This is a genomic window from Planctomicrobium stercoris, assembly GCF_051465655.1.
In the GTDB taxonomy this organism is placed as follows: Bacteria; Planctomycetota; Planctomycetia; order Planctomycetales; family Planctomycetaceae; genus Planctomicrobium.
Genome location: NZ_CP195791.1, coordinates 1,698,147 through 1,719,624, shown reverse-complemented (window position 1 = coordinate 1,719,624; position 21,478 = coordinate 1,698,147). Strand labels below are relative to the sequence as shown.

The window sequence follows — 21,478 nt, the reverse complement described above, 5'->3', positions numbered from 1 at the left end:
TCCTTGTTGTGACATTCAAAGCACAGCTATCGCGGCCAGTCCCCTGCACTGATCTGTCGAATCGCTTCATCCGCGTCCTCCACCGGCAACGGCTTCCCATCCGGACCGATAGGAAGCGTGCCGTCCCGGGCAATCAGAAACATTCCGTTGCGGGATTTTTCTTTCTTCACATCGTAGAGTCCATACAGCCGGTGCACCGGGCTGGTCGCTGGGATCTTCAGGTCGATATCGGTCAGGAGCGGAAACGGGAACTCCCGGCCAAGCTTCTTCTCCGCTTCCAGATTCGCATAAGGAGTGGCATCGCTGATGGCGATCACTTCAACGCCCGCCTTCTGAATGGCATCAAAGTTCTTCACCAGTGCCTGCACATAGGGATCTTGATCCGCCCCCAGCTCAGCATCGAAAAACAGCAATAGAACCCGCTGCCGACCAAGAAACCGCTCGAACTTCACCACATGGCGATGATGATCCGCCACCTGGAAACGGGGGGCCAGCTGACGCGGAGCCACATGCACCGGCGGAGCTGTGCGGCGCCAGTGCGCTAACTGACGTTCACGGAACACCACCAGCGTCAGGATGGCAATTCCGGCAGCGATGAGCAGTAACAGGCGACGAGGGATCATGCCGCCAGTGTAGCAATCACATCAGGGAGAAATCCGAAGCTCGAAAATCGAAATCCGAAACAAAAGACAAATTCAATTTGAATTTATGTTTTGGGATTTGTTTCGGGTTTCGAGATTCGGATTTCGTGCTTCCCTACGCAGCGGCTTTCGTGCCGACCATCCCGGCTTCGGCAGCGATCACTTCCTGCACGATGCCGAAATAGTCCTGGGCTCCTGAGGAACCGGCAGCGTAGTCGAAGATCGACTGGCCGTGGCTGGGAGCTTCCGCGAGTTTGATATTGCGGCGAACGCGGGACTGAAAGACCTTGGCACTCGCCCAGGGAGCCTGCGGGTCGCTGCTGCTGAGGAAGTGGAGGAGATCGTCGGTGACGTCCCCGGCCAGTCGCGTTCCGGTTTCATACAGACAGAGCATGATCCCTGTCACCTTCAAACCCCGGTTGAGTCTACGGCTCACCAGGGCTGTCGTTTCAAACAGCTTGGAGAGTCCCTGCAATGCGAAAAAGTGCGGCTGCAGCGGAATGAACACTTCCGTGGCGCAGCTCAGCGAATTGATCGTCAGAACCCCCAATGACGGAGGACAGTCCATGATGATGTAATCGAATTTTTCCTGGGCGTTGGCAGCCTGCAGGGCGTTTCGCAGAATGAATTCGCGACCCTGTGCGTCGACCAGTTCCAGTTCTGTTGCAGCCAGATCCAGTTCCGCAGGAGCCAGCCACAGATTGGGGCTCACCATCTGCGTGATGTCATGAAATCCTCGGGCACCAGCGAAGACCTGATAGATCGAGTGTACGCCGCTGGCGACTTCGACTCCCAGATGCAGCGAAGCATGTGCCTGCGGGTCCAGATCGATCAGGCACACCCGCCGACCCTGTCGGGCCAGTCCAGCAGCCAGGTTCACGCTGGAGGTCGTCTTGCCGACCCCACCCTTTTGATTCATGACGGCGATCGTCCGCATCCTGCAACCTCGTCCGGAAATTCAAGTGGTCACATCAGCAGCAAGCAGAAACCGACCGCGTTTCCCGATTCATCCTGATCGGGGAAACACACGCCTCCGGCTCGCCAGTTTTCCTGATGGACTGTTACACTGGGGAAAATGTGGTTCAATTCGCAGAGTATAATTCGCTCCAAGAAGTGCCGATAGATGAGTTCCCACCCTCCTGCTGCGATTGTGGCCCGCGTTGCCGAATTGCGACAAAAGATCAACTATCACAACAGGTTGTATTACGTCGAGGCCCGCACCGAGATCTCCGACGGCGAGTACGACAAGCTCGTCAAAGAGCTGGAGGAACTCGAGCGGAAATACCCCGAACTCGACAGCCCGGACAGCCCGACCCACAAGGTGGGCGGCGAGCCGATCGACGGGTTCTCGACCATCGAACACCGCGTGCCGATGCTCTCCATCGACAACGTCTACACGGAGGAAGAGCTGCGCGAGTTCGATGCCCGGGTCCGTAAGCTGCTCGGCGTCGAACAGGTGGAGTATGCGGTCGAATATAAAATCGACGGCGTTGCTCTCTCGTTGATCTATGAGAACGGGATGTTCCTGCAGGCGGTCACGCGCGGGGATGGGCGACGCGGGGACGACGTCACCAGCAATGCCCGCACGGTCCGCGGCGTTCCGCTCCGCCTGGAAACCGATTCCCCTCCCGAGCGACTGGAGATTCGCGGCGAAGCGTACATCTCCAATTCCGACTTCGCCCATCTGCGTGCCGAACAGGTTGCCCGCAACGAAGAGCCCTACGCGAATCCCCGGAATACGACCGCCGGGGCGATGAAGCTGCTCGATCCGAAACTGTGTGCTGCCCGCCGGGTGCGGTTCCTCGCCCACGGCGTCGGCGATCTGACAGGCATCCCAGCGACAAACCATATCGAGTTTCTCCACTGGCTCCGCTCTGCCGGAGTGCCGACCACCCCTCGAGCCGAAAAACGTTTGGGGATCGAAGCAACACTGGAACTCTGCCAGAAGATGATGGAGTCAATCCACGAGCTGGAAGTGGAGGTCGATGGTCTGGTCGTGAAGGTCAATACGTTCGACCAGCGGCAGGAGCTGGGCAATACGTCTAAAAGCCCTCGCTGGCTGATCGCCTACAAATGGGAAAAATACGAAGCGCTGACCCAAGTGGAGTCAATCGAAATCAGCGTGGGAAAGACCGGAACTCTGACTCCGCTGGCGCATCTGAAACCGGTCCTGATCGCGGGTTCGACCATCTCCCGGACAAGCCTGCATAACCGCGATGAAATCGCCCGACTGGGACTGAAAGTCGGCGACTGGATCATCGTCGAGAAGGCGGGCAAGGTCATTCCTCATGTAGTCCGGGTCGAGGAACATCTGCGAAACGGTACGGAGCGGGAGTTTCATTTTCCGACCACCTGCCCGGAGTGCGGTTCCGAAGTGATGCAGGATCAGGGGGGCGTTTATGTCCGCTGCCTGAACCCCGCCTGCCCTGCCCAGCTTCGGGAAAGTCTGCGATTCTTTGGCTCCCGACAGGCTATGGAAATCGACGGCATGGGAATCAAGATTGTCGAACAGCTCATCGACAACGGCCTCCTCACCAGCTTCGCCGATATCTATCGCCTCAAAGACAAGCGGGACCAGATCATCAGCCTCGAACGGATGGGGGAAAAGTCCGCTGATCATCTCCTTCAAGGGATCGAAGCCTCCAAATCACAGCCGCTCTGGCGGCTCCTCACCGCCCTGAATATTCGTCATGTCGGTTCCACGAGTGCCCGGTTACTGGCCGACACCTTTGGGACTCTCGACAAGATCTGCGAGCAGAGTGTCGAAGACCTCTCCGCGGTTCCGGAGATCGGGCCGGTCATCGCCAATTCGATCCACGCTTTCTTCCATTCAGACGCCGGCCGAAAGATTGTCGAAGAGTTGCGGGAACGCGGCCTGAACTTCGGGTCTCCCGTGGTCGACAGACCTCCACAGGAACCGACAGCCGACCAGCCGCTGATCGGTAAAACCCTCGTCGTCACGGGAACACTCGCCAAACATACCCGCGATGAGATTCACGAGATGATCCACGCAGCGGGAGGAAAGCCCGGCAGCAGCGTCTCCAGCAAGACCGACTACCTCATCGCCGGAGAAAAGGCGGGAAGCAAGCTGGAGAAAGCCGAAAAGCTCGGAGTCAAAGTCATCAGCGAAGACGAATTTCTAAAGCTGATCAACAACCGATAAAAAGACTTTAACCACGGAAGGCACGGAAGACTCGGAAAGAGAAAAGAAAGTACGCGTCGTGGTGTTTTGTGATAAGCGTTGAATGTGATGAGTCGGAAAACTGCCAGCAAAAAACCGCTCCATTCGAACTCAGTACCGATGCGATTTGAGTTTTTCCGTGAGTTCCGTGCCTTCCGTGGTTAAAACTTTTTCACTCTTCAGGCCACTCCACCATGATCCAGCGTGTGACCACTCTGCCGCACATTCCGACCCGTCCGGGGGATTCCCACAAGGGGACGTTCGGACGGGTGCTGATCGTTGCAGGCAGCCCGGGGATGAGCGGAGCTGCCGCGTTGTCCGGGCTGGGGGCACTGCGGGGCGGGGCCGGGCTCGTCTATGTGGCTGTCCCCTCTTCGATTCTGCCGATCGTCGCTGCCATCGAACCGTCGTACCTGACCGTTCCGCTGGACGTGGATCGAAACGGTGAACTCGGGCCTGCTTCGCTGGGTGAAGTGTGGGCAGCGATTGACGGCAAGAGCGCGTGCGCCATCGGCCCGGGCCTTGGGACCCACAAACACGCCCGCGCCGTCGTTCAAAGCGTCTACGCCGACGCGGAGATTCCGCTGGTTGTCGATGCTGATGCGCTGAACTGCCTCTCGGAGAACACCGAAGCCATCAGGAAGCACGCTGGCCCGCGCATTCTGACTCCTCACCCGGGAGAATTTGCCCGTCTGATCGACAGTGACATTGCGACCGTCCAACCACGTCGGGAAGAACTGGCTGTGAAGTTCGCTGCCGAGAATGACGTCGTCCTGGTACTGAAAGGCCAGGGGACAATCGTCACCGATGGCACACAGGTCTACACCAACACGACGGGCAACAGCGGCATGTCGACGGGAGGAACAGGCGATGTCCTGACCGGCCTGACCACTGCCCTGCTCGCACAGAAGATGGCCCCTTTCCAGGCAGCACAGTTTGCCGTGTTCCTTCACGGTCGTGCAGGCGACCTCGCTGCAGCGGAACTCTCGCAACCCGGCCTGATTGCTTCGGACCTCGCCAAGTATCTGGGCCGCGCGTGGCTGTCAGTGCAGTCGTGAGGGAATTGAAGATGGTTTTGAACCACGGAGGCACGGAGACACAGAGAGGTAGAAAAGAATCACCTTCCACTCAAGAGCATTTCGACGAATGAACATGCTGCACTGATCACTTGAGATGAGCTGGTTTCATAACCCTTTGTGATCGCGATTCGGGAGGGCGAAGCTCCTGCTGAGCCGCATAAAGGACCATGCGCTCACTGGTTTGAGGCTCGTCAGGAGCCTCGCCCTCCCAGTTCTGAAACCACCTCATGTCATTCTCCGTGACTCCGTGTCTCCGTGGTGACCATCCCCCTTCGCATCATCGCGGCCTACAGCGCAGCCACGATCTGAGCGAGGGCTTCCAGCGCCAGGTCGATTTCAGCCTCTGTCGTGAACCGGCCGGGACTGAGCCGGACGGTTCCCCCCTGCTCCAGCGTTCCCAGCGTCTCATGCGCCAACGGAGCGCAGTGCAGCCCCGCACGGGACTCGATCTGGAAATGCTGATCCAGCAGCGTCGAGACCACCTGTGGCAGCATGCGGTCGATGGAAAAACTGACCACTCCCACCCGTGGACGTTCTTTCTCTCCCAGATGAACCTGCACATGGGGAAGCTGCTCCAGCCCTTCAATCAGCAGACGGACCAGGCCGGTTTCATGCTCTTGTGTCGAATGTGACTTTCGCCATTCCAGGGCAGCAGCCAACCCCACCAGACCGGGGGCGTTCAGATTGCCCGATTCGAATTTCTCCGGGAGCGTCTCCGGCTGCCGGCTGGATTCACTGGTCGTCCCGGTCCCGCCGAAACGAAGGGGTTGCAGCTGGGAATGGACACCATCCGCCAGCACGAGCATCCCGGTCCCCAGCGGCCCCAGCAGCCCCTTGTGCCCCGGACAGGCGATCAGATCGACGTCGAACTCGCCGAGATTCACCGGCAGATGCCCCGCAGTCTGTGCCGCATCCAGCAAGACCAAGGCTCCAGCAGAGTGAGCCAAACGGGCAATCTCTCTGACAGGCTGAACGATCCCGGTCACGTTGGAGGCGTGCGTCACCACCACCAGACGGGTCGAAACTTTCAACGCCTGCTCGAGCAGTTCCAGATCGACTCCCCCGGACTTGTCGGCGGGGATGATCTGGGTCTCGATGCCGCGGCTGGTTTCCAGTTCCCGCAGCGGGCGCAGCACGGAATTGTGATCCCAGACCGTTGTGATCGCCCGGTCGCCTTCGCGTAGCAGTCCCTGGATGGCGAGGTTCAGGGAGTCCGTTCCGTTCAGCGTGAAGATCACCTGCTGAGGCCCTGTTGCACCGAACATTCGCGCCGCCTGCAGCCGGCCTTGATCGACGATCCGCTGAACGTCTCCGCTGGCACGGGTGGAACCTCGTCCTACCGCTGTGCCGAGTTCGCGTTGATATCGATCGACCGCAGCATACACCGCTTCCGGCTTCGGATAGCTGGTCGCCGCGTTGTCGAGATAAATACGGGGCATTGAGGGGGGGGGGGAGTCGAGAGTCCAGAGTCGAGAGTCCAGAGTGGATTCTAGTCGGACAGATCACTTTTTCAGAGCAAGCTGCGAGCGCTCAGACGAAATCGCGGAGAATTCAGAAATATCAACCACAGACTCTGGTCTGTCCCATCGAGATCTTCAGCTCTGGACTCTCAGCTCTCGACGTCACTCTCGCACAAGAAAGACTCGCAGTGTCCTGGCTCCGTGTGCCCCTTTGACCAGCGACTGCTCGATATCGGCGGTCTTGGAGGGGCCGGAGATGAAGCAGCCATACTGTGTTAAAACAGGGTCGATTCGCTCATACGCTTCGGGGAGATTATGAACGATCTCGGCGTGCGGAACGACCAGCACCAGATGCTGAGCGATGTAGTAGAGCGTCCGCTGTGCTGGACTGTCGGTCTGAACCCAGACAGCGGCGTTCTCCGCCACTGCGAATTTTCCCGGGAGAATGGCCAGTTCGACATCCGCCAGATCCTGCGGATCAGCGACGGACGCAAAATCGAAAACCGGTCCCAGCAGGCCCGGAACACCGCAGATGACCCGTTGATGGCTTCCCGCCAGCCCTTCGAGCATCGGTCCAATATCGGCCACGCTCTCGACGATGTAGCAGTCGCCGCCGACAGACTCCAGAACCTGTGAAAACTGCAGCACCGGATCGTCGAAACGAATCCAGTTCCCCCCGTCCTCCGGAAGCGGAGTCGACTGCGGAAGATGGCGGCGGATGGAGCGAAGAATGTCGTTGCGGGAACTCATGGAGTATCTGCGAGTTTCTTCTGAATTGTGATCGAACCGCCTGTGAGACCGATGCGGATGAAAACTCAGGAGACGAGGACCGGCTCACCGATCCGCCACTCAGCCCCCGATCGCAGCACGCGACGGTAGAGAGTATCCCGTTCAACAGGTTCACATCCCGCTTCACGAATCAGCCTGTGCAACTCGGCCACGGTCAGACCTTCGGGAGTCTTCGCACCGGCATCGTGGTAAATCAATTCGTGCACCACGGTCCCGTCCAGATCGTCGGCACCGAAGTTCAACGCGACTTGTGCTGTCTGCTCGCCCAGCATAATCCAGTACGCTTTGATGTGGTCGAAGTTATCGAGCATCAATCGCGACAATGCCATCATCCGCAGATCCATCTGAGCGGTTGGCTTGGGGATATGCGACATGCCGGTATGGTCGGGATGGAATGAGAGCGGAATGAACGTCTGGAACCCGCCTGTGTCGTCCTGCAGGTCTCGCAGCTTCAACAGGTGATCGATCCGCTGTTCCGCTGCCTCCACGTGTCCATACAGCATGGTAGCATTGGACCGCAGGCCCAGTTCGTGAGCGGCACGGTGAATGTCCAGCCAGCTTTGTGAATCGGCTTTGTGTTCGCAGATCTGCGCCCGGACGACGGGATCAAAGATCTCGGCCCCTCCGCCGGGAAGACTCCCCAAACCGACATCCATCATCTGCTGGAGAATCCAGCTGTAGGGCTTCTTCGTCAGATGGGCGAACCAGCTGATCTCCACTCCGGTCCAGGCCTTGATGTGGATTTCCGGCCATGTTTCATGAATGACCCGGACGACATTCACGTACCAGTCGAACTTCTTCAGGTGGTGCAAGCCGCCGACGACATGAATTTCGGTGGCTCCCCGGGACTTGGCTTCCAGCACCCGCTCGCGGATCATTTCGTCCGTGAAGACGTAGCTTTTCTCTGCCCGCAGGTCAGAACGAAACGCACAGAAGGTGCAGCGGTAAACACAGACGTTCGTGGGGTTCAGATGAACGTTCGTGTTGTAGTAGGCAATGTTCCCGTGCCGGCGTTGACGCACCTGATGGGCGAGGCTGCCCAGGGTCAACAGGTCTGCATGGCGATCGAGATAAATCCCGTCTTCAAACGAAAGCCGCTCTTCGGCGTCGACTCGTTCTGCAATATCGCGAAGTTTCGGGTCGCTGATCAAAAGATTCATGAAAGGTCTGCTGACAACGCTCAAGTCATGGAATGCCCGAGTGAGATCTCCGCAGATCCGGTCCGGGAATAACCGAAAACGGGGCCCGCCCTCTCGATTTCAATGATTTCAAGCAGTTTGCACTACCGTGTGCAGGCGAATCAGCTTCGCCGCCTGCGGAACACTGAACACCGATTCAAAAACGCTCTGGCCGCACTCGGTGGTGCGGCCAGAGCCAGTAATTCTGGCAACGACCTGATCAGTCGTTTCGCAGCTTGATGCCCATTTCGCCCAGCTTGTCGCGAATTTCGTTCAGTGAGGTCACACCGAAGTTCTTCGCGGCCAGCAGTTCGTCGGGAGTACGGGAGACCAGTTCGCCGATCGTGGCGATGCCCAGTCGGGTCATACACTTGCGGGAACGAACCGACAGGTTGAGTTCGCTGACCGGCAGCATGAGCTTGACCTGTTCTTCCGGCGACAGGTCGCGGGAGTCGAAGGAAGGCTCGCGTGCTTTCTCGTGCTGGAACTGCCCGAGCGACAGATTGTGCTGCCGCATCAGGTCGCGGACTTCCGTCAGCGACGTTTCTCCGAAGTTCTTGCCGGAGAGAAGTTCCTGCTCGCTGATCCGGGTCAGGTCGCCGAGTGTTTCGATTCCCATCGTCGCCAGACAGTTCCGGCTGCGGACAGAGAGTTCGAAATCGGTGACCGGACGGCTGAGCAGCTGCTCGAGACGCTGCTGCTGCTTGAGCGAATCCTCGTCGTAGTACATGTCGCCCGTGGCTTCGATATCTTTCAGATACAGCCGGGCACGTTCGTTGGTTGGATCGTATTTCAGGACCCGTTCGAAGCAGTACTGAGCGGCGCCGTAGTTCTCACGGTCTTCGTAGAGAAGTCCGAGATTCAGCAGAGCCCCCAGGTAGAACGGCGGTCGGGAGAGGCAGCGTTCGTACAGCTGAACGGCTTCTTCGTCATCGCCGTGACGGCTGTTCTGAACGGCCAGTGCGAAAAGGGCTCGCTGGTGATTGGGGTCCATGTCGACAGCACGTTCGAAGTACTCGATTGCTCCGAAGCTGTCACCACGATCCGCGAGAACGCAACCCATCTGATAGGAGTATTCCGCGAGTCGGGCCCCTTCACCACCGGTGCTGCGAATGATCTTTTCCGCTTCGTCGAGCCGTCCCAGCTTCCGGATACAGCCGGCTGCCAGCAGAGTCGATTCGGTGGGCTGATACCCCCCTTTGGCAGCGGCTTCGAATTCCTTGGCAGCCTGCTCAAAGCGTCCCTGGGAAGAGAGTGCACGGGCCAGGTAATAGCGACCGACCCCTTCCTTGCAACCGCTCAGCGCCTTCTCGGCTTTTTCCGACTGTCCCAGCAGATACAGACCGATGCCGGCCCGCACCGCCAGCGAGGGGTTCTGTTCAGCTTCCTGATTCACCTGTTCGACCGCTTTGCGAAACTCGCTGGCTCCCTGGCCCATGGCAGAGTTCATCATCGAGCGGATCTCGTCCTGGGTGATCGACGAGTCACGGAGAGTCGCGAGAAAATTGTGTGTCTGCATATGCCTGTCAACTACCCGGTCAGGAAAAGCTCAGCCAGCCAGATCGGCCAGTCAAGCGGATCGCGAAACCGCAAGTGTAACAGGAGTTGCGGTGAGATCAAATGTCCGCTGCAGTTCCCCGGACGAGGGAGGGCTTCCGGATCCCCTGAAAGTCGCAGCGACCGCAGCGCCTCGTCGCGATGCCACAGCAGACGTCTCTAAAAGGAAACATGTTGCCCAAAACCGACAGTTACAGCTTCGGGGATTGGTGGTACAACCACGCATTCCTCAACTCGTGCACCCTTTCGCAACAAATGTCCTCAACGGAACTTACAGCGAAAGTTGAGAACAGCAACAGAAACTTCAGGAACCCGTCAGGAAGGTCTAACTCACGTCAGGCACTCCTTTTGCCAAAGATTCCAGCACGACTGTGGATGAGTCGGTTTACACGCAGTTCCTCAAGGAATACGGAAAGTTCACTCGGGCTATGACCCTGCGCGATCACCTGGAAATTGCCGTTCTTGTCTCACGGGTTGGAAACGTGAGCGTCCATTCCCCCAAAGAAGAGACGGAAAACGGCCGGATAACCTTCTGGAAACAGGTCAAGTACCTGGAATATCTCTGGTCAAAAGAAGTTCACCTCTCCTTACGAGGGGCGATCGAAGGGATTTCAGGCGAGCTGGTGGAAGAGATTCTGGCCAGTCGACTGCTGATCCGCGTCATGGCGGCGCTGACCAATGCAAAATCCGCATGGGACGAGCATCAACATCAGTTCGAATTGATCATTGAAGAACTTGGTGCCCGGGAACAGTCCCCCGCGGCAGCGACACGCACCGGGAAGCTCCTTCGCCGGCTCGATCACTGGGGAGATTTCCTGATCAGCCGCTTTCCGGATCACGAACATTTTGCGACAGACATGGAGCGCGCCAAGGAGTTTCGAGAACTCAGCCAGTGTGCGGAGAGTGTGGCCTGGCCGCTGGTCGCCAAGGGAATCAGCCACGTGATCCCTTCCCGTGGAATCCGCAACGTAACCCGGGGCGCGGTTCACCGGTTACTTCAGAGTGCCGCTGTGGGAATGATCCCCCCTTCCCTGTTCATGCCGGACGGGCGTATGAAACCGCACCTGCTGCAGCGGATCGAATGGGGGCACCATTGCCGGTCATGAAAAGTCGGTGAAATGACGATCATTCAGGAAGAATGAGAGAGACAACACGCAGCGGTGCTTGTTGATGTGTCTTGACAGCCTCTAGACGAGTCGTCGACAGCGGGTTACAACGCAATTGCAGAGCTGCAACTCCGAAAATCTTCATTGTCTGGTGTGACTCGCCCCCATAAGATGAATTGTTAACGAACCGGTAACAAATCTGCCCGCTTCACAGTTGAGACGCAGCTGTGAGAACCTGATGAACGGCCTCGAGTTCATAGAGGTTTTGCCCCCGCAGGGCCACGAGTTCGAGGCAGGATGGAGGAGACGTGCCGGATCAAGTTGAAGTCCTGGTCTTTGGAGTCAAACCATCATCACTTTCACCCGTGATTGATGGTCTCAAGGGTCACTGCAAAGTGACTTCGGCAGATTCTCTGGGAGATGCCCTTGAGAGACTCAAGCAGACCTCCCCGCCTGGGATGTGTCTGGTCGGCAACGACAATGCCGGCGCAGGACTGATGATCGAAGCGGCCGGTCTGCTGGACAGTTTTCCGGAAGCTGTCGCCCTGCTGAACGAACGCGAAGAAATTCTCTGGGCCAACGCAATGGCCCAAAGCGTGCTGGGGCTTTCCGATGTTTCGGGTCGAAGCCGTTTGTTCGATGTCTGGCAGGGAGCGGAAATCGTCGGACAGAACTTCTGTCCGGTGAATACAGTTCTGGCGACCGGAAAACAGGTGAAAACCCGCGTCCGCGTCAATGAGAAAACGTTCTTCGACGTCTCTGTCAGCCCCGTCTGCAGCCGTGTCAACAACGGCGAACAACTTCTCCTCGTCACCCTGCGCGACAATTCCGAAGAGATTCTGCAGCAGCAAAAGCTCAACGCGATCTACAAGGCTGGTCTCGACCTGGGAGACCTTCAACCCGAAGAAGTTCTGGATCTCTCCACTCACGACCGGATTGAACTCCTCAAATCCAAACTCCGCTACTACACCCAGGAACTGCTCGAATTTGAGACCGTTGAAGTCCGGGTGGTCGATCAGGCGACCAACACTTTGCGACCGCTGCTCGCCTTGGGAATGGACCCGACTGCCGCGCAGAGGGAACTCAAAATCAGTGCTGAAGGCAATGGAGTCACCGGTTTCGTCGCAGCGACCGGACGAAGCTATCTGTGTGAAGACACCGCGACAGACCCCCTGTATCTCGTCGGAGCCACCGGGGCTCGCAGTTCGTTGACAGTCCCCTTGATCCGGCACGACCAGGTCCAGGGGACTTTCAACGTCGAGAGCTTCAAGCCGGGAGCATTCTCACAGACCGACCTGCAGTTTCTGGAACTCTTCTGTCGCGAGGTCGGTGTCGCACTCAACACTCTCGACCTGCTGATGGCCGAAAAAGCGACCACGGTGGAAGAGAGCACGAAACGAATGCTGTGCGAAGTCGCCGATCCAGTCGACGACATTCTGAACGACTCTTCCTGGCTGTACGAGAAATTTGCCGAAAGCGATCCACAGGTCCGTGAGCGACTCAAACGGGTCCTGCAGCACACGCAGGACATTCGCGAACTGATTCGTCAGGTCGGGTCCTCGATCTACTCCGAATCGGGTTCCGCGATTGTTCGCAAGCAGACCCATCCACGCATCTGCGCCAAGCGGGTTCTGGTCGTGGATAAGGAACGGGACATCCGCCACAGTGCTCACGAAATTCTCGAACGCTTCGACGTGATTGTGGAGACCGCCCGGGATGGCGAGCAGGCGCTCCGGATGGTGCGGACGTTCCACTATGACGCGGTCATCTGCGATATCAAGCCGCCCGACATGGGTGGCTCCGAGCTCTACCGTCGGCTTCGCGAGACCCATGAACACCTGCCGGTGATTCTGATGACCGGATTCGGATACGACGGGGAACACACCCTTGTGCGTGCCCGTCAGATGGGGTTGAAGACGGTGCTCTACAAGCCATTCATCGTCAACCAGCTGCTCAAAGCTCTGGAAGATGCCGTCTGCCCCATGGCCTGATGCCGGTCGACGCTCAGCAACCTCACTTGGGGACTTTCAACGCTCATGACTGCCCTCTCTGGGAATTTTATTCCGGTTCAAAATTTCCAGGAGAGCGTCCCAGCGATTGCTTTCGCGGTTGAATCACCTGTGATCCCGTTAGGGCCGCCTGAGTTTTCATCATGCGTCCCGATGGTGGAAGAGGCAATTCGCAGCGCCTTTGCCAATCCCGAAGTCAACCTGTGCATCGTTCCGGTCGGAAAGCTCGGCCGGATTCTGTGGAACGAGACCGGCGAGGAGGCTGCCCGACTCGTCGCCAGAATTTGCCCCGAAGGAATTTTCTTTGTACGCAGGGAGTCGCTGCAGACGAACTCAGGAACACATTGCCTGACAGACCTCATCTCCGGCTGTTCAGACCGACAGGTCATGATCCTCAATGCAGTGGAGACGAACCTGTCTTCGCCACGCTTCCCGCCGCTGGTCCCTGAGTCTCAGCCCATCCCGGAGGATGTTGAACAGGTTCTGAATCAATCGGGTTCCACAACAGAAGCGATCGCGTATCAAGCTGGACTGGCACATGTACTGGGGGATATGGATCGCTGTCATGAACTCGCCCAGAGCATCGAAGGGAAAGGCCGGCCCCGTCACGGCGATTACTGGCATGCCATCCTGCATCGACGCGAACCGGACTACAGCAACGCCAAGTACTGGTTCCGAAACGTCGGAACTCACCCTGTTTTCCCCAGGCTGTCCGAACACGCTTCGCGCATCCTGAAGCGAAACACCAACCCCCAGGCCCGGGACTGGCTGCGACGGCTCCAACAAGGAAGCTGGGATCCGATGGCGTTTGTCGACTTCTGCCGGGACTGCTCCCACGATGAAGACAGCGATCTGGCGCCGGCTGCCCGGGAGATTCAATGGACGGAGATGCTGCTGCTCCTGCGTGAAACTGCGAACACGTTTCATCAATCACATAAGCCGAAGGCAAACCGTGAATCGGAACGCAGTTAATTCGCCTTCATCGTGATCGGTCCCAGCTGCCAGCGGTGTTGTCGCGTGCGGTGATGCAGCAGAAACAGCATCAGTCCCAGGTAACCGCACAGCGACCCCATGAACATCGCTGAGACCGGAGTCTCCGGCCCCAACTTGAAGTGCACCAGCGAAACCGCCAGCAGGTTGTTTCCGAAGTGCACGAGGATGGGAATGGCGATTGTCCCTGTCTGCAGATAGAGAACGTGCAGCAGCACCGCAATCGGAATGGTCGCGATCGCATGCGGCGGCGAGCCATGTACCGCGGCAAACAAGCCAGAGGCAATGCAGATCCCCCAGGGAGCGCCGAAACGTTCGACGAGTCTGCGTCCCAGCATCCCCCGAAACACCAGCTCTTCCACAACCGCAGGCGCCAGTGCCAGTGCCACGACCAGCACCGGATAAGGAACTCCCTGAAACGTGTTGTATAGGTGATCGAGTGAACTCTCCCGCAGCGCGACCGCGAACGGCCAGATGACCCGTTCTCCGCACCACCACGAATTCAGAACATCGTAGATCACGTTTCCGATCAGCGCGACCGGAACCACCATCGCCAGCGAATAGACGGTCTCTTCACTGGTGGGAAGCCGCCAGCCGATTCGCTGACGAAATTCACGTCCTTCACGCAGGCGGATCGCTGGAATGATCAGAAACAGTGCCCCCAGCACCGGGACTCCCACCAGCAGAAAGGAGCGATCGAGGTTCGACTCCAGCACCCAGGACAACAGATCATCTTGCGGAGGGAGTTTCAGTCCGTAAGAAGTCACCAGCAGGACCGCCAGCAACACCAGGAGCACACATCCCTGAGCGAACAGAAACCCGAAGGTCCACAGCAACGCTTCGAAGATGTCGCTGTTGCGATTCCAGAATGTACGCAGCCCGGTCGCTGCGATCACCGGAACTGATCGTGAGTTGAGTCGATCGTGCATCTCCAGACTCCTGCCCACCGCACTTCTCTTTTTGAAAGTACGGGAGAAACGGGCAATCGTCAACAGGCGACGCGGGAAATCGGTCGCTGACAGGCAGAGAGGATGTCAGCCTGGAAATCCAATCCGAAACAGTTTTCAAGCCTCAATTCCCAAACACAAACTTGATTCGGGACTGACGCTGAATTCTGTTTCGGATTTCGAATTTCGTCCTTCGGATTTCAGATATCCATCACGTGGCTTACCGGGTCTTGGTCTGAATCCGGCAGATATAGGTGTCGGCGACGATGTAAAGAATCGAGCCGTCGGCCCCGCCGAACGTGCAGTTCCCGGTCGCTTCGCCGGTGTTGATTTTCCCCAGCAGTTTACCGCTGCTGTTGAAGACCCAGATCCCACCTGGAGCACTGGCAAAGACGTTTCCCTTGTGGTCGACAGCCAGACCGTCAGGCAGACCAGGAATACCAGCTTTGACAGCTTCGTTGGCTTCCGCGAACACCGTTCCGGCCCCAATCGTCCCGTCTTCATTCACGGGAAACGCCATCCACAATGCGGCTTCCGGATCGGACTGAGCCACATACAGAATCTTTTCGTCCGGCGAAAACGCAATGCCGTTGGGGCGGGTCATCTCTTTGGTGAGCAGCGTCAGTGCTCCTTCCGGGGTGACTTTGTAAACGCCGCAGAAATCCAGTTCGGCCCGGGGATCTTTCAGCTGTTCAGGAAGACCGTAAGGAGGATCGGTGAAATAGATGTCGCCGCTCGATTTCAGGACGGCATCGTTGGGGCTGTTGAGCCGACGTCCCTGATAGTTGTCGACCAGCGTCCGCTTCCCACCGCCGACAGTAAGTACGGAAAGGCGGCGGTCCCCATGTTCGCAGCAGACAAGTCGCCCCTGCAGATCCTGCAGCAGTCCGTTGGATCCCGGCTCATTTCCGTAGTCCGCAACGCCGGTATACCCGGAAGGCTTCATGAACACCGACGCCCCCTGCCCTTCCACCCACTTCATGATGGAGTTGCGGGGAATGTCGGAGAACAGCAGGTAGCCGGGGCCATCTGCTTCACGAATCCAGACCGGCCCTTCGCTCCAGATGAACCCGGAGGTGACCACCTGCAGGGGAGTTCCCGGAGCAATCAGTTCATCAAACTCAGGGTCGAGTGAAACAACCTCGCCCAGCACGGGATAGTTGGTGCTGTCCTGAGCAAACGAAGCACTCAGCGGGATCAACGACCCCCAGCTCAGGCACAGGAACAACGCGGTACGGACGCAGCGTAACTCGATCATGACTTGGATCCCCCTGAAGCGATAGCGACTGGTATCAGACTGTTGGCAAAATCGTTTTTGAAAGTCTTCATCGTGTTCGCCGACGAACATCCGGAGTGATCAAACTCCAGGATGGGTGGCCGGGCAGGAGCAGACTGCTCCGTGTCAGCTGAAATGCCGTTCGGCTGACAGAATGACTTCATAGGTGGTTTCCGAAGAATCGGCGTCGCGAAGCATCGGAAGGAAGTCCGGCAGTTGAATCATGCGAGAAAGCCGGGCGAGCACCTGCAGGTGAGTGTGTGCATCCTTGCAGAGAATCAGGAAGAAGCAGTCGGACCCGGTGTTGTTCGGCGCCCCGAACGGGATGGAGTTCAACGTCCGTCCAAACGCAATGAGTGATTCGCCGATCGCATCGGGCAGCGGATTTCGAGGGTGAGGCAGAGCAACGCCGTTGTCGAAGGCAGTCGATCGAAGTGCTTCACGTTCCTGAACCGCCTTCAGGATGGTGGCTGGTTCCCAGATCTGCCAGGTTCGGCCGGCGGTTTCGACCAGGGCTTCGAGAACCGAACGTTTGGTCCGTCCTTCCATCGGAACCTGAATCAGTTCCGGTCTCAGCAGACTGCTGACAGGGATTTCTTTCTGGACGCTGGGGCTGGCCTGGGCATTTTCAATCGCGGCCAGCTGGGAGTCTGAGTAGTCACGCATTTCCTGTTCGAGCCAATGCGTTACTTCAGCAGCGTGAAACTGCCATTCATTCCCCCGTTTGTGTGCAGGGATGCGTCCTCGACTGGCCAGTCGCTCGATCTCACGACGATCGCGACCCAGCTGCCGCGCGAGTTCATCAACAGAGTACCATTCGTGTGCCATGGGAACGACTTCGGTGGGAGGACAGGAATGTGGGAAGCATGAAAGCTGCTGCAGGTGTGACTGACTCACTCAAAGAAGGTGAATCCACGGCGCAGCCCAAGTGGCCGCACGTCATGAATGCGATCCTGAGTTTCGACAACCGCCGTGCGAATACCCCGCCTTCAGGAACTGCCGGCAATGCCCGCATTCCTCTCAGACAGGGAACAGCGACGAAGACAGATTGTCGCGTGCCTGAACACATGCTCGCATTAAATCGCGACGGTCCTGTTTCCACAAGTCTCTCGACCACACATCCAGTTCATACCAGCCGGTATAGTTCTGATCTTCAAGGACTCGAATCACCTGAGCCAGCGGCAATCGTCCTGTCCCCGGGAGCAGCCGGTCGTGATCATGACGCGGGGTATCGCCCCAGTCCGCAAGTCGGACCAGCCCGATCCGGGGAGCCAGCTCCGCGACGCGGTCCAGCAACTGGCTTTCCTGCCAGAGGTGATACGTTCCGAAACTGATCTTCAAACGGGAATCGTTCACCCGATCCAGAATCGTCAGTGTCTCGTCCAGTGTGTGCAGGAATGTCCAGTTGCGGTTGAACATGGGATGCATCGGCTGTAACGCCAGCTGCACCCCGTAAAGTGCTGCCAGCGGCACCAGCTCTTTGAGCGATTCCACCACCAGTCGATTGGCGTGGGACCGGATGTGACCTCCCTGAGGCCCGCTGATCACGGTAACCGTTCCGGCCCGCAGCTGCCCGGCCACGCGGATCATTCGGCGAGCGTCTGATCTCGCATCTTTTGCAGTATACCCATTCTCACCAGTGAACCCGCCAACGCAGCCCAGGCTCGAGACCGGGAGACCTGATTCCAGAACCCGCCGCATTGATCGTCGCAGGCCGTATTCATTCATCTTCCGCCAGCTCAGGCCGATCGCAGCGAACCCGGACTGCTGGTAGTCGGTCAGATCCTGACTCAGACACCAGGGGAGCGTGGTGACCTGATTGATGGAGATCCGCCGTTCCAGGCTGATCGATGTCGATTTGCGTGATGAACGAAGAGAGGCAGTCTCGGGACTCTGAGCCACTTGCGGGGATGTCTGTTCGGGTGACTCGCTCAGCGGTGCACCGGCACGAAGAATGGAATGAAAGAAATTTTGAATCAACGGATTCACAGCAACTCCTGCCAATGAAGCTGGTCATGACCAGATGAGTTCAGTTGCAGAAACCAATCTCACCATCAGAGAAAGAACACCGCTCGGAGCCAGCGGATCATCCGAACTGATCGCCTGCTCCCGAGGGCCTCCCCGCTACTGCAGGGAACGCACGGTCACGATCAGTCTGCAAACCTGGCCAGAAAGCAAATGGGGAGCATCGTGCACGATGAACAGACTCCTGAAAGGGACATGATTTGCGAGCATTGCGTTTCGCCTGCGTCTGGATCGAAGGACCCGGACCGCCCTCATGATGCAGTCCCGAACCCGATCTCAAACTGAAGTCCGGCGAAATGACTTAATTCCGTTATGGGTCTGTGGCAGCATATCGCCCGACATGCTTCCTGACCATCCCATTCCGACTGAATTCCGCATTGAGAATTCGGATCTTCAGCTCACCGATTCAGACCGACCGATTTGAGTTGCCTCAGAACCGCATCCACGCTCTTGAATCATCCAAGGAATTCCGCTCTGTCACTCCAGATTCATCACACTTCGCATTGAAAGAATGTCAGCCGACTCATCCGCACACTCCAAGCCTGTGTCGAAACTGATTTGCTGCAGATCGCTGCAGATGAAAGATCGAAGCACTGTCTGCAACTCGCAAGCGTGTTGCCGATCATCGAAGAGGGATGTCAGTCTCCAACACCGACGTTTCGTTCAATCTGCCGGGCCTTCTCCGATGTCAGCACGTTTCTCAGTCCCAGCGGGTCGTACACCTTTTCAGGCGGGTGCTCGTTCCGGGCAATGTTCCCTGCACTCTCGATCCAGGGATCGTCGATGGCAGGATCTTCACGGCCGTGGGAAGCCTGACTGACACCCCACATCGTTTGACAGCCCAGGCTGGTCAGCAACAGCAGGCAGGCAAGAATTCGTTCCAGCCGCATGGGCACCCTTTCAAACCACTTTCCGGACAATCGGCCCCGCTGGACAGGACGAAGATCGCCAAATCAGCGGGAGTACATTTGTCGACTCCACCCGGGAGACGATACCGTGAACATTCAGCCCTCCACGACAACACGTCGCAGGAATGGCTGCATATCGCGCGAACTCTCACTCAGTAAAGACCAATCTTCATGTCTCCATTGAGCCAGCCGCTGGATCTGCTTGTCGTCGCCCCTCACCCCGATGATGCTGAAATCAGCGTCGGCGGAACGATTCTCAAGTGCATTTCCCAAGGAAAACAGGTCGGAGTGGTCGAATTGACCAACGGCGAACCGACCCCGCACGGCACTGTCGAACTTCGAAAAAAGGAAACCGAACGGGCCACAAAACTGCTGGGGCTGCACTGGCGACATCAGCTGAATCTGCCGAATCGTCGACTCGAACACACGCTGGAGGGACGTCGAGCGCTGGCGGAAGTTTTTCGACTGACTCGCCCCAGAATCATCCTGGCCCCCTACTGGGAAGACTCTCATCCCGATCACGTCTCGGCTAGCGCCATGGTCGATGCCGCCAGATTCTGGTCGAAACTCTCACGCACCGACATGGCAGGCGAACCGTACTATCCGCCGAAGATTTTTTATTACTGGAGCATTCATCTTCGGATTCACCCCAAGCCCGCTTTCGTGATGGACATCTCCGAGTTCATCGACCAGAAGATGCAGGCGGTGGCCTGCTACGAAAGCCAGATGCTGACCGGCCGGAGCACCGCGCATCCCACAGTGATGGACGACATCCGCGACCGAGCCCGCTTTTGGGGGTGGTCCATCGAACGCAGCTACGCCGAACCATTCGCCAGCCGGGAAGAGATCCGGGTGGACGACATCAGCGCACTGGTCTGAAAAAAAATTTTGGAACCACAGAAGACACGGAATGCACGGAAGGAAACACCTGGAAAATTTTAACCGCGAATCACGCGAATGAAGCGAATGGATTCCGAAGAACGTCCACATCAAGGAGGGTGGCAGAACCTCGAACTGAGGAACTCTCTCAATCATTCATTCGCTGTATTCGTTTGATTCGCGGTTCTACTTCTCTTGAAATCCCTTCCGTGCATTCCGTGTCTTCCGTGGTTCACTCCCCAGCCATGAATCCAGGTTCTATTTCGACGGAACCACGTTGCGGAGTTGTTCCAGGCCGCTGCGAAGTTCTTCGGGGCTCAGCTTCCCATCAAACGTGGCGTCGAGCCGGTCGAAGTTTTCCCGGATCCGTTCAGGAGCCTCTTCCTTGGAGATATACCCGTCTCCGTTGGAATCCAGTCGTTTGAAGAGCTGCCCTGCTTCGGGGTTTGCACGGGGCGGAGTTCGATCTCCCGGACCTCGTTCACCCCGTTCCCCTTCGGGCCCTCGTCCCCTCCCTCCTTCTGGCATCCGGGGAGGTCCACCGGGGCCGATGTCGGGAGGAAGCCCCAGGATTTCGATGATGTCCAGTTCACCGTCTCCGTTCTTATCCAGCTCCTTGAATCGCTGGGGCGCCTTGGCAAACTCCGCTTCGCTCAGCTTGCCGTTTCCATCTTCATCGAGAAGTTTCAGGAGTGCCGGCGGTCGCGGACCCATCGGAGGTCTTCCCGCGCCGTCCCGGGGGGGTTCGCCCGGCCTGCCAAAGCCTTCTCTGTCCCCAGGCGGTCGCCCCGCCTCTCCGAGCGGACGGCCTTCGCGTGGGGCGAGGCTGCGAAACTGGTCGAGGGTGATGGAGTCGGTCCCGAGCTTTTCAAACAGCGGAGAGAAACGCTCCCGGACTCCTTCCGGCAATTCATCGCGGCTCAGCTTCCCGTCGCCGTTCTGATCGAGTCGTTGGAAGAGCGATTCCGCTGGGGCACTGCGATCCCCGCCCGGTCCGGGGCCTTCCATGCGTTGGGGCGCCCCGCCCGGAGGCCCCTCCTTCAACGCAACTCTCAGCTCCTCAATCGTGATTCCGCCGTCCTGATCTTTGTCCCCCAGCCGGAGCACCCGTTCAAAAAACGGATACTGGCCTTCCGGGATTTCGTCGGTCACGACTTTGCCGTCCCCGTTTTTGTCCAGCAGGGAAAACAGGTTTTCCAAAGGAAGTTGATCCTCTGCAAAGGTCATGGTTGCGACCCCGCAGGCCAGAAGACCGGCCGCACAGAATGCACGTTTCATGGATTCCTCGAGTTTCGAAATGCGAATGATGACGGGTGTGATGACGCGATGGCTCTCGAGATCTAACCCCTGAAAACGGGACCCGACCTGATTTTTCTCCCGGATTGCGAAATTGTCCGATTCCGGTCAAATCCCGTGGCAACGGTGCAAATCAGGGATTTCGGTGACTTTTCAT

18 protein-coding genes are annotated in these 21,478 nt (G+C 57.8%); 6 read left to right on the top strand and 12 right to left on the bottom strand.

Annotated features, from left to right (window positions below; all coding sequences use genetic code 11):
• Positions 1-26: 26 nt before the first annotated feature.
• Both SH661x_RS07115 and SH661x_RS07110 read right to left on the bottom strand, forming a co-directional pair.
• A complete protein-coding gene (locus SH661x_RS07115) occupies positions 27-623 on the bottom strand; it encodes a redoxin domain-containing protein (protein ID WP_437229405.1) in 597 nt (198 codons plus the stop codon).
• A gap of 133 nt (positions 624-756) precedes the next feature.
• Positions 757-1,578, bottom strand: coding sequence for a ParA family protein (locus SH661x_RS07110; protein ID WP_437229403.1), 822 nt, complete (start codon positions 1,576-1,578; stop codon positions 757-759).
• Between the two features lie 186 nt (positions 1,579-1,764).
• Between SH661x_RS07110 and ligA the strand changes: the two genes are divergently transcribed.
• Both ligA and SH661x_RS07100 read left to right on the top strand, forming a co-directional pair.
• On the top strand, positions 1,765-3,804 hold the full coding sequence (ligA, locus tag SH661x_RS07105; protein ID WP_437229401.1) for an NAD-dependent DNA ligase LigA: 2,040 nt from the start codon (positions 1,765-1,767) through the stop codon (positions 3,802-3,804).
• A gap of 212 nt (positions 3,805-4,016) precedes the next feature.
• Positions 4,017-4,880, top strand: a complete 864-nt coding sequence (locus tag SH661x_RS07100) for an NAD(P)H-hydrate dehydratase (RefSeq protein ID WP_437229399.1) — start codon at positions 4,017-4,019, stop codon at positions 4,878-4,880.
• Between the two features lie 308 nt (positions 4,881-5,188).
• Here SH661x_RS07100 and SH661x_RS07095 read toward each other — a convergent pair whose 3' ends face one another.
• From SH661x_RS07095 to SH661x_RS07080, 4 genes are all read right to left on the bottom strand, one after another.
• On the bottom strand, positions 5,189-6,340 hold the full coding sequence (locus tag SH661x_RS07095) for an aminotransferase class V-fold PLP-dependent enzyme (RefSeq protein ID WP_437229397.1): 1,152 nt from the start codon (positions 6,338-6,340) through the stop codon (positions 5,189-5,191).
• Between the two features lie 183 nt (positions 6,341-6,523).
• Complete coding sequence (locus tag SH661x_RS07090) at positions 6,524-7,111, bottom strand: LutC/YkgG family protein (protein WP_437229396.1); 588 nt, start codon at positions 7,109-7,111, stop codon at positions 6,524-6,526.
• 65 nt (positions 7,112-7,176) lie between these two features.
• Positions 7,177-8,310, bottom strand: coding sequence for an aminofutalosine synthase MqnE (gene mqnE / locus SH661x_RS07085; protein ID WP_437229394.1), 1,134 nt, complete (start codon positions 8,308-8,310; stop codon positions 7,177-7,179).
• A 238-nt stretch (positions 8,311-8,548) separates the two neighbouring features.
• Positions 8,549-9,847, bottom strand: coding sequence for a DNA-directed RNA polymerase subunit alpha C-terminal domain-containing protein (locus SH661x_RS07080; RefSeq protein WP_437229392.1), 1,299 nt, complete (start codon positions 9,845-9,847; stop codon positions 8,549-8,551).
• Positions 9,848-10,256: 409 nt separating this feature from the next.
• Between SH661x_RS07080 and SH661x_RS07075 the strand changes: the two genes are divergently transcribed.
• From SH661x_RS07075 to SH661x_RS07065, 3 genes are all read left to right on the top strand, one after another.
• A complete protein-coding gene (locus tag SH661x_RS07075) occupies positions 10,257-10,991 on the top strand; it encodes a hypothetical protein (protein ID WP_437229390.1) in 735 nt (244 codons plus the stop codon).
• A gap of 308 nt (positions 10,992-11,299) precedes the next feature.
• Positions 11,300-12,982, top strand: a complete 1,683-nt coding sequence (locus tag SH661x_RS07070; RefSeq protein ID WP_437229388.1) for a response regulator — start codon at positions 11,300-11,302, stop codon at positions 12,980-12,982.
• Between the two features lie 171 nt (positions 12,983-13,153).
• On the top strand, positions 13,154-13,972 hold the full coding sequence (locus SH661x_RS07065; protein WP_437229386.1) for a hypothetical protein: 819 nt from the start codon (positions 13,154-13,156) through the stop codon (positions 13,970-13,972).
• Here the strand turns inward: SH661x_RS07065 and SH661x_RS07060 are convergent.
• From SH661x_RS07060 to SH661x_RS07040, 5 genes are all read right to left on the bottom strand, one after another.
• Complete coding sequence (locus SH661x_RS07060) at positions 13,969-14,919, bottom strand: CPBP family intramembrane glutamic endopeptidase (RefSeq protein WP_437229384.1); 951 nt, start codon at positions 14,917-14,919, stop codon at positions 13,969-13,971. The genes SH661x_RS07065 and SH661x_RS07060 overlap by 4 nt on opposite strands.
• Positions 14,920-15,157: 238 nt before the next feature.
• On the bottom strand, positions 15,158-16,195 hold the full coding sequence (locus SH661x_RS07055; RefSeq protein ID WP_437229382.1) for an SMP-30/gluconolactonase/LRE family protein: 1,038 nt from the start codon (positions 16,193-16,195) through the stop codon (positions 15,158-15,160).
• A 144-nt stretch (positions 16,196-16,339) separates the two neighbouring features.
• Positions 16,340-17,041 carry a PTS sugar transporter subunit IIA gene (locus SH661x_RS07050; protein ID WP_437229380.1) on the bottom strand — a complete coding sequence of 234 codons (702 nt, stop codon included), beginning with the start codon at positions 17,039-17,041 and terminating at the stop codon, positions 16,340-16,342.
• A 192-nt stretch (positions 17,042-17,233) separates the two neighbouring features.
• Entirely contained in the window at positions 17,234-18,202 is a 969-nt protein-coding gene (locus SH661x_RS07045) for a sugar phosphate isomerase/epimerase family protein (RefSeq protein ID WP_437229378.1), read from the bottom strand.
• Between the two features lie 674 nt (positions 18,203-18,876).
• The gene (locus tag SH661x_RS07040; RefSeq protein ID WP_437229376.1) at positions 18,877-19,128 is read right to left on the bottom strand and encodes a hypothetical protein; all 252 of its coding nucleotides are present in this window, start codon (positions 19,126-19,128) and stop codon (positions 18,877-18,879) included.
• Positions 19,129-19,317: 189 nt separating this feature from the next.
• Between SH661x_RS07040 and bshB1 the strand changes: the two genes are divergently transcribed.
• Positions 19,318-20,025 carry a bacillithiol biosynthesis deacetylase BshB1 gene (gene bshB1, locus SH661x_RS07035; RefSeq protein ID WP_437229374.1) on the top strand — a complete coding sequence of 236 codons (708 nt, stop codon included), beginning with the start codon at positions 19,318-19,320 and terminating at the stop codon, positions 20,023-20,025.
• Positions 20,026-20,283: 258 nt separating this feature from the next.
• Here bshB1 and SH661x_RS07030 read toward each other — a convergent pair whose 3' ends face one another.
• Positions 20,284-21,303, bottom strand: a complete 1,020-nt coding sequence (locus tag SH661x_RS07030) for an EF-hand domain-containing protein (RefSeq protein WP_437229372.1) — start codon at positions 21,301-21,303, stop codon at positions 20,284-20,286.
• Positions 21,304-21,478: the final 175 nt, after the last annotated feature.

Excerpts from the sequence above, each read along its gene's own strand:
- SH661x_RS07090 (WP_437229396.1), bottom strand. The coding sequence starts at position 7,111 with ATGAGTTCCCGCAACGACATTCTTCGCTCCATCCGCCGCCATCTTCCG.
- SH661x_RS07055 (WP_437229382.1), bottom strand. The coding sequence starts at position 16,195 with ATGATCGAGTTACGCTGCGTCCGTACCGCGTTGTTCCTGTGCCTGAGC.
- SH661x_RS07100 (WP_437229399.1), top strand. The coding sequence starts at position 4,017 with ATGATCCAGCGTGTGACCACTCTGCCGCACATTCCGACCCGTCCGGGG.
- SH661x_RS07030 (WP_437229372.1), bottom strand. The coding sequence starts at position 21,303 with ATGAAACGTGCATTCTGTGCGGCCGGTCTTCTGGCCTGCGGGGTCGCA.
- SH661x_RS07065 (WP_437229386.1), top strand. The coding sequence starts at position 13,154 with ATGGTGGAAGAGGCAATTCGCAGCGCCTTTGCCAATCCCGAAGTCAAC.
- bshB1 (WP_437229374.1), top strand. The coding sequence starts at position 19,318 with ATGTCTCCATTGAGCCAGCCGCTGGATCTGCTTGTCGTCGCCCCTCAC.
- SH661x_RS07080 (WP_437229392.1), bottom strand. The coding sequence starts at position 9,847 with ATGCAGACACACAATTTTCTCGCGACTCTCCGTGACTCGTCGATCACC.
- SH661x_RS07050 (WP_437229380.1), bottom strand. The coding sequence starts at position 17,041 with ATGGCACACGAATGGTACTCTGTTGATGAACTCGCGCGGCAGCTGGGT.
- SH661x_RS07110 (WP_437229403.1), bottom strand. The coding sequence starts at position 1,578 with ATGCGGACGATCGCCGTCATGAATCAAAAGGGTGGGGTCGGCAAGACG.
- mqnE (WP_437229394.1), bottom strand. The coding sequence starts at position 8,310 with ATGAATCTTTTGATCAGCGACCCGAAACTTCGCGATATTGCAGAACGA.
- SH661x_RS07040 (WP_437229376.1), bottom strand. The coding sequence starts at position 19,128 with ATGCGGCTGGAACGAATTCTTGCCTGCCTGCTGTTGCTGACCAGCCTG.
- SH661x_RS07115 (WP_437229405.1), bottom strand. The coding sequence starts at position 623 with ATGATCCCTCGTCGCCTGTTACTGCTCATCGCTGCCGGAATTGCCATC.
- SH661x_RS07060 (WP_437229384.1), bottom strand. The coding sequence starts at position 14,919 with ATGCACGATCGACTCAACTCACGATCAGTTCCGGTGATCGCAGCGACC.
- SH661x_RS07095 (WP_437229397.1), bottom strand. The coding sequence starts at position 6,340 with ATGCCCCGTATTTATCTCGACAACGCGGCGACCAGCTATCCGAAGCCG.
- ligA (WP_437229401.1), top strand. The coding sequence starts at position 1,765 with ATGAGTTCCCACCCTCCTGCTGCGATTGTGGCCCGCGTTGCCGAATTG.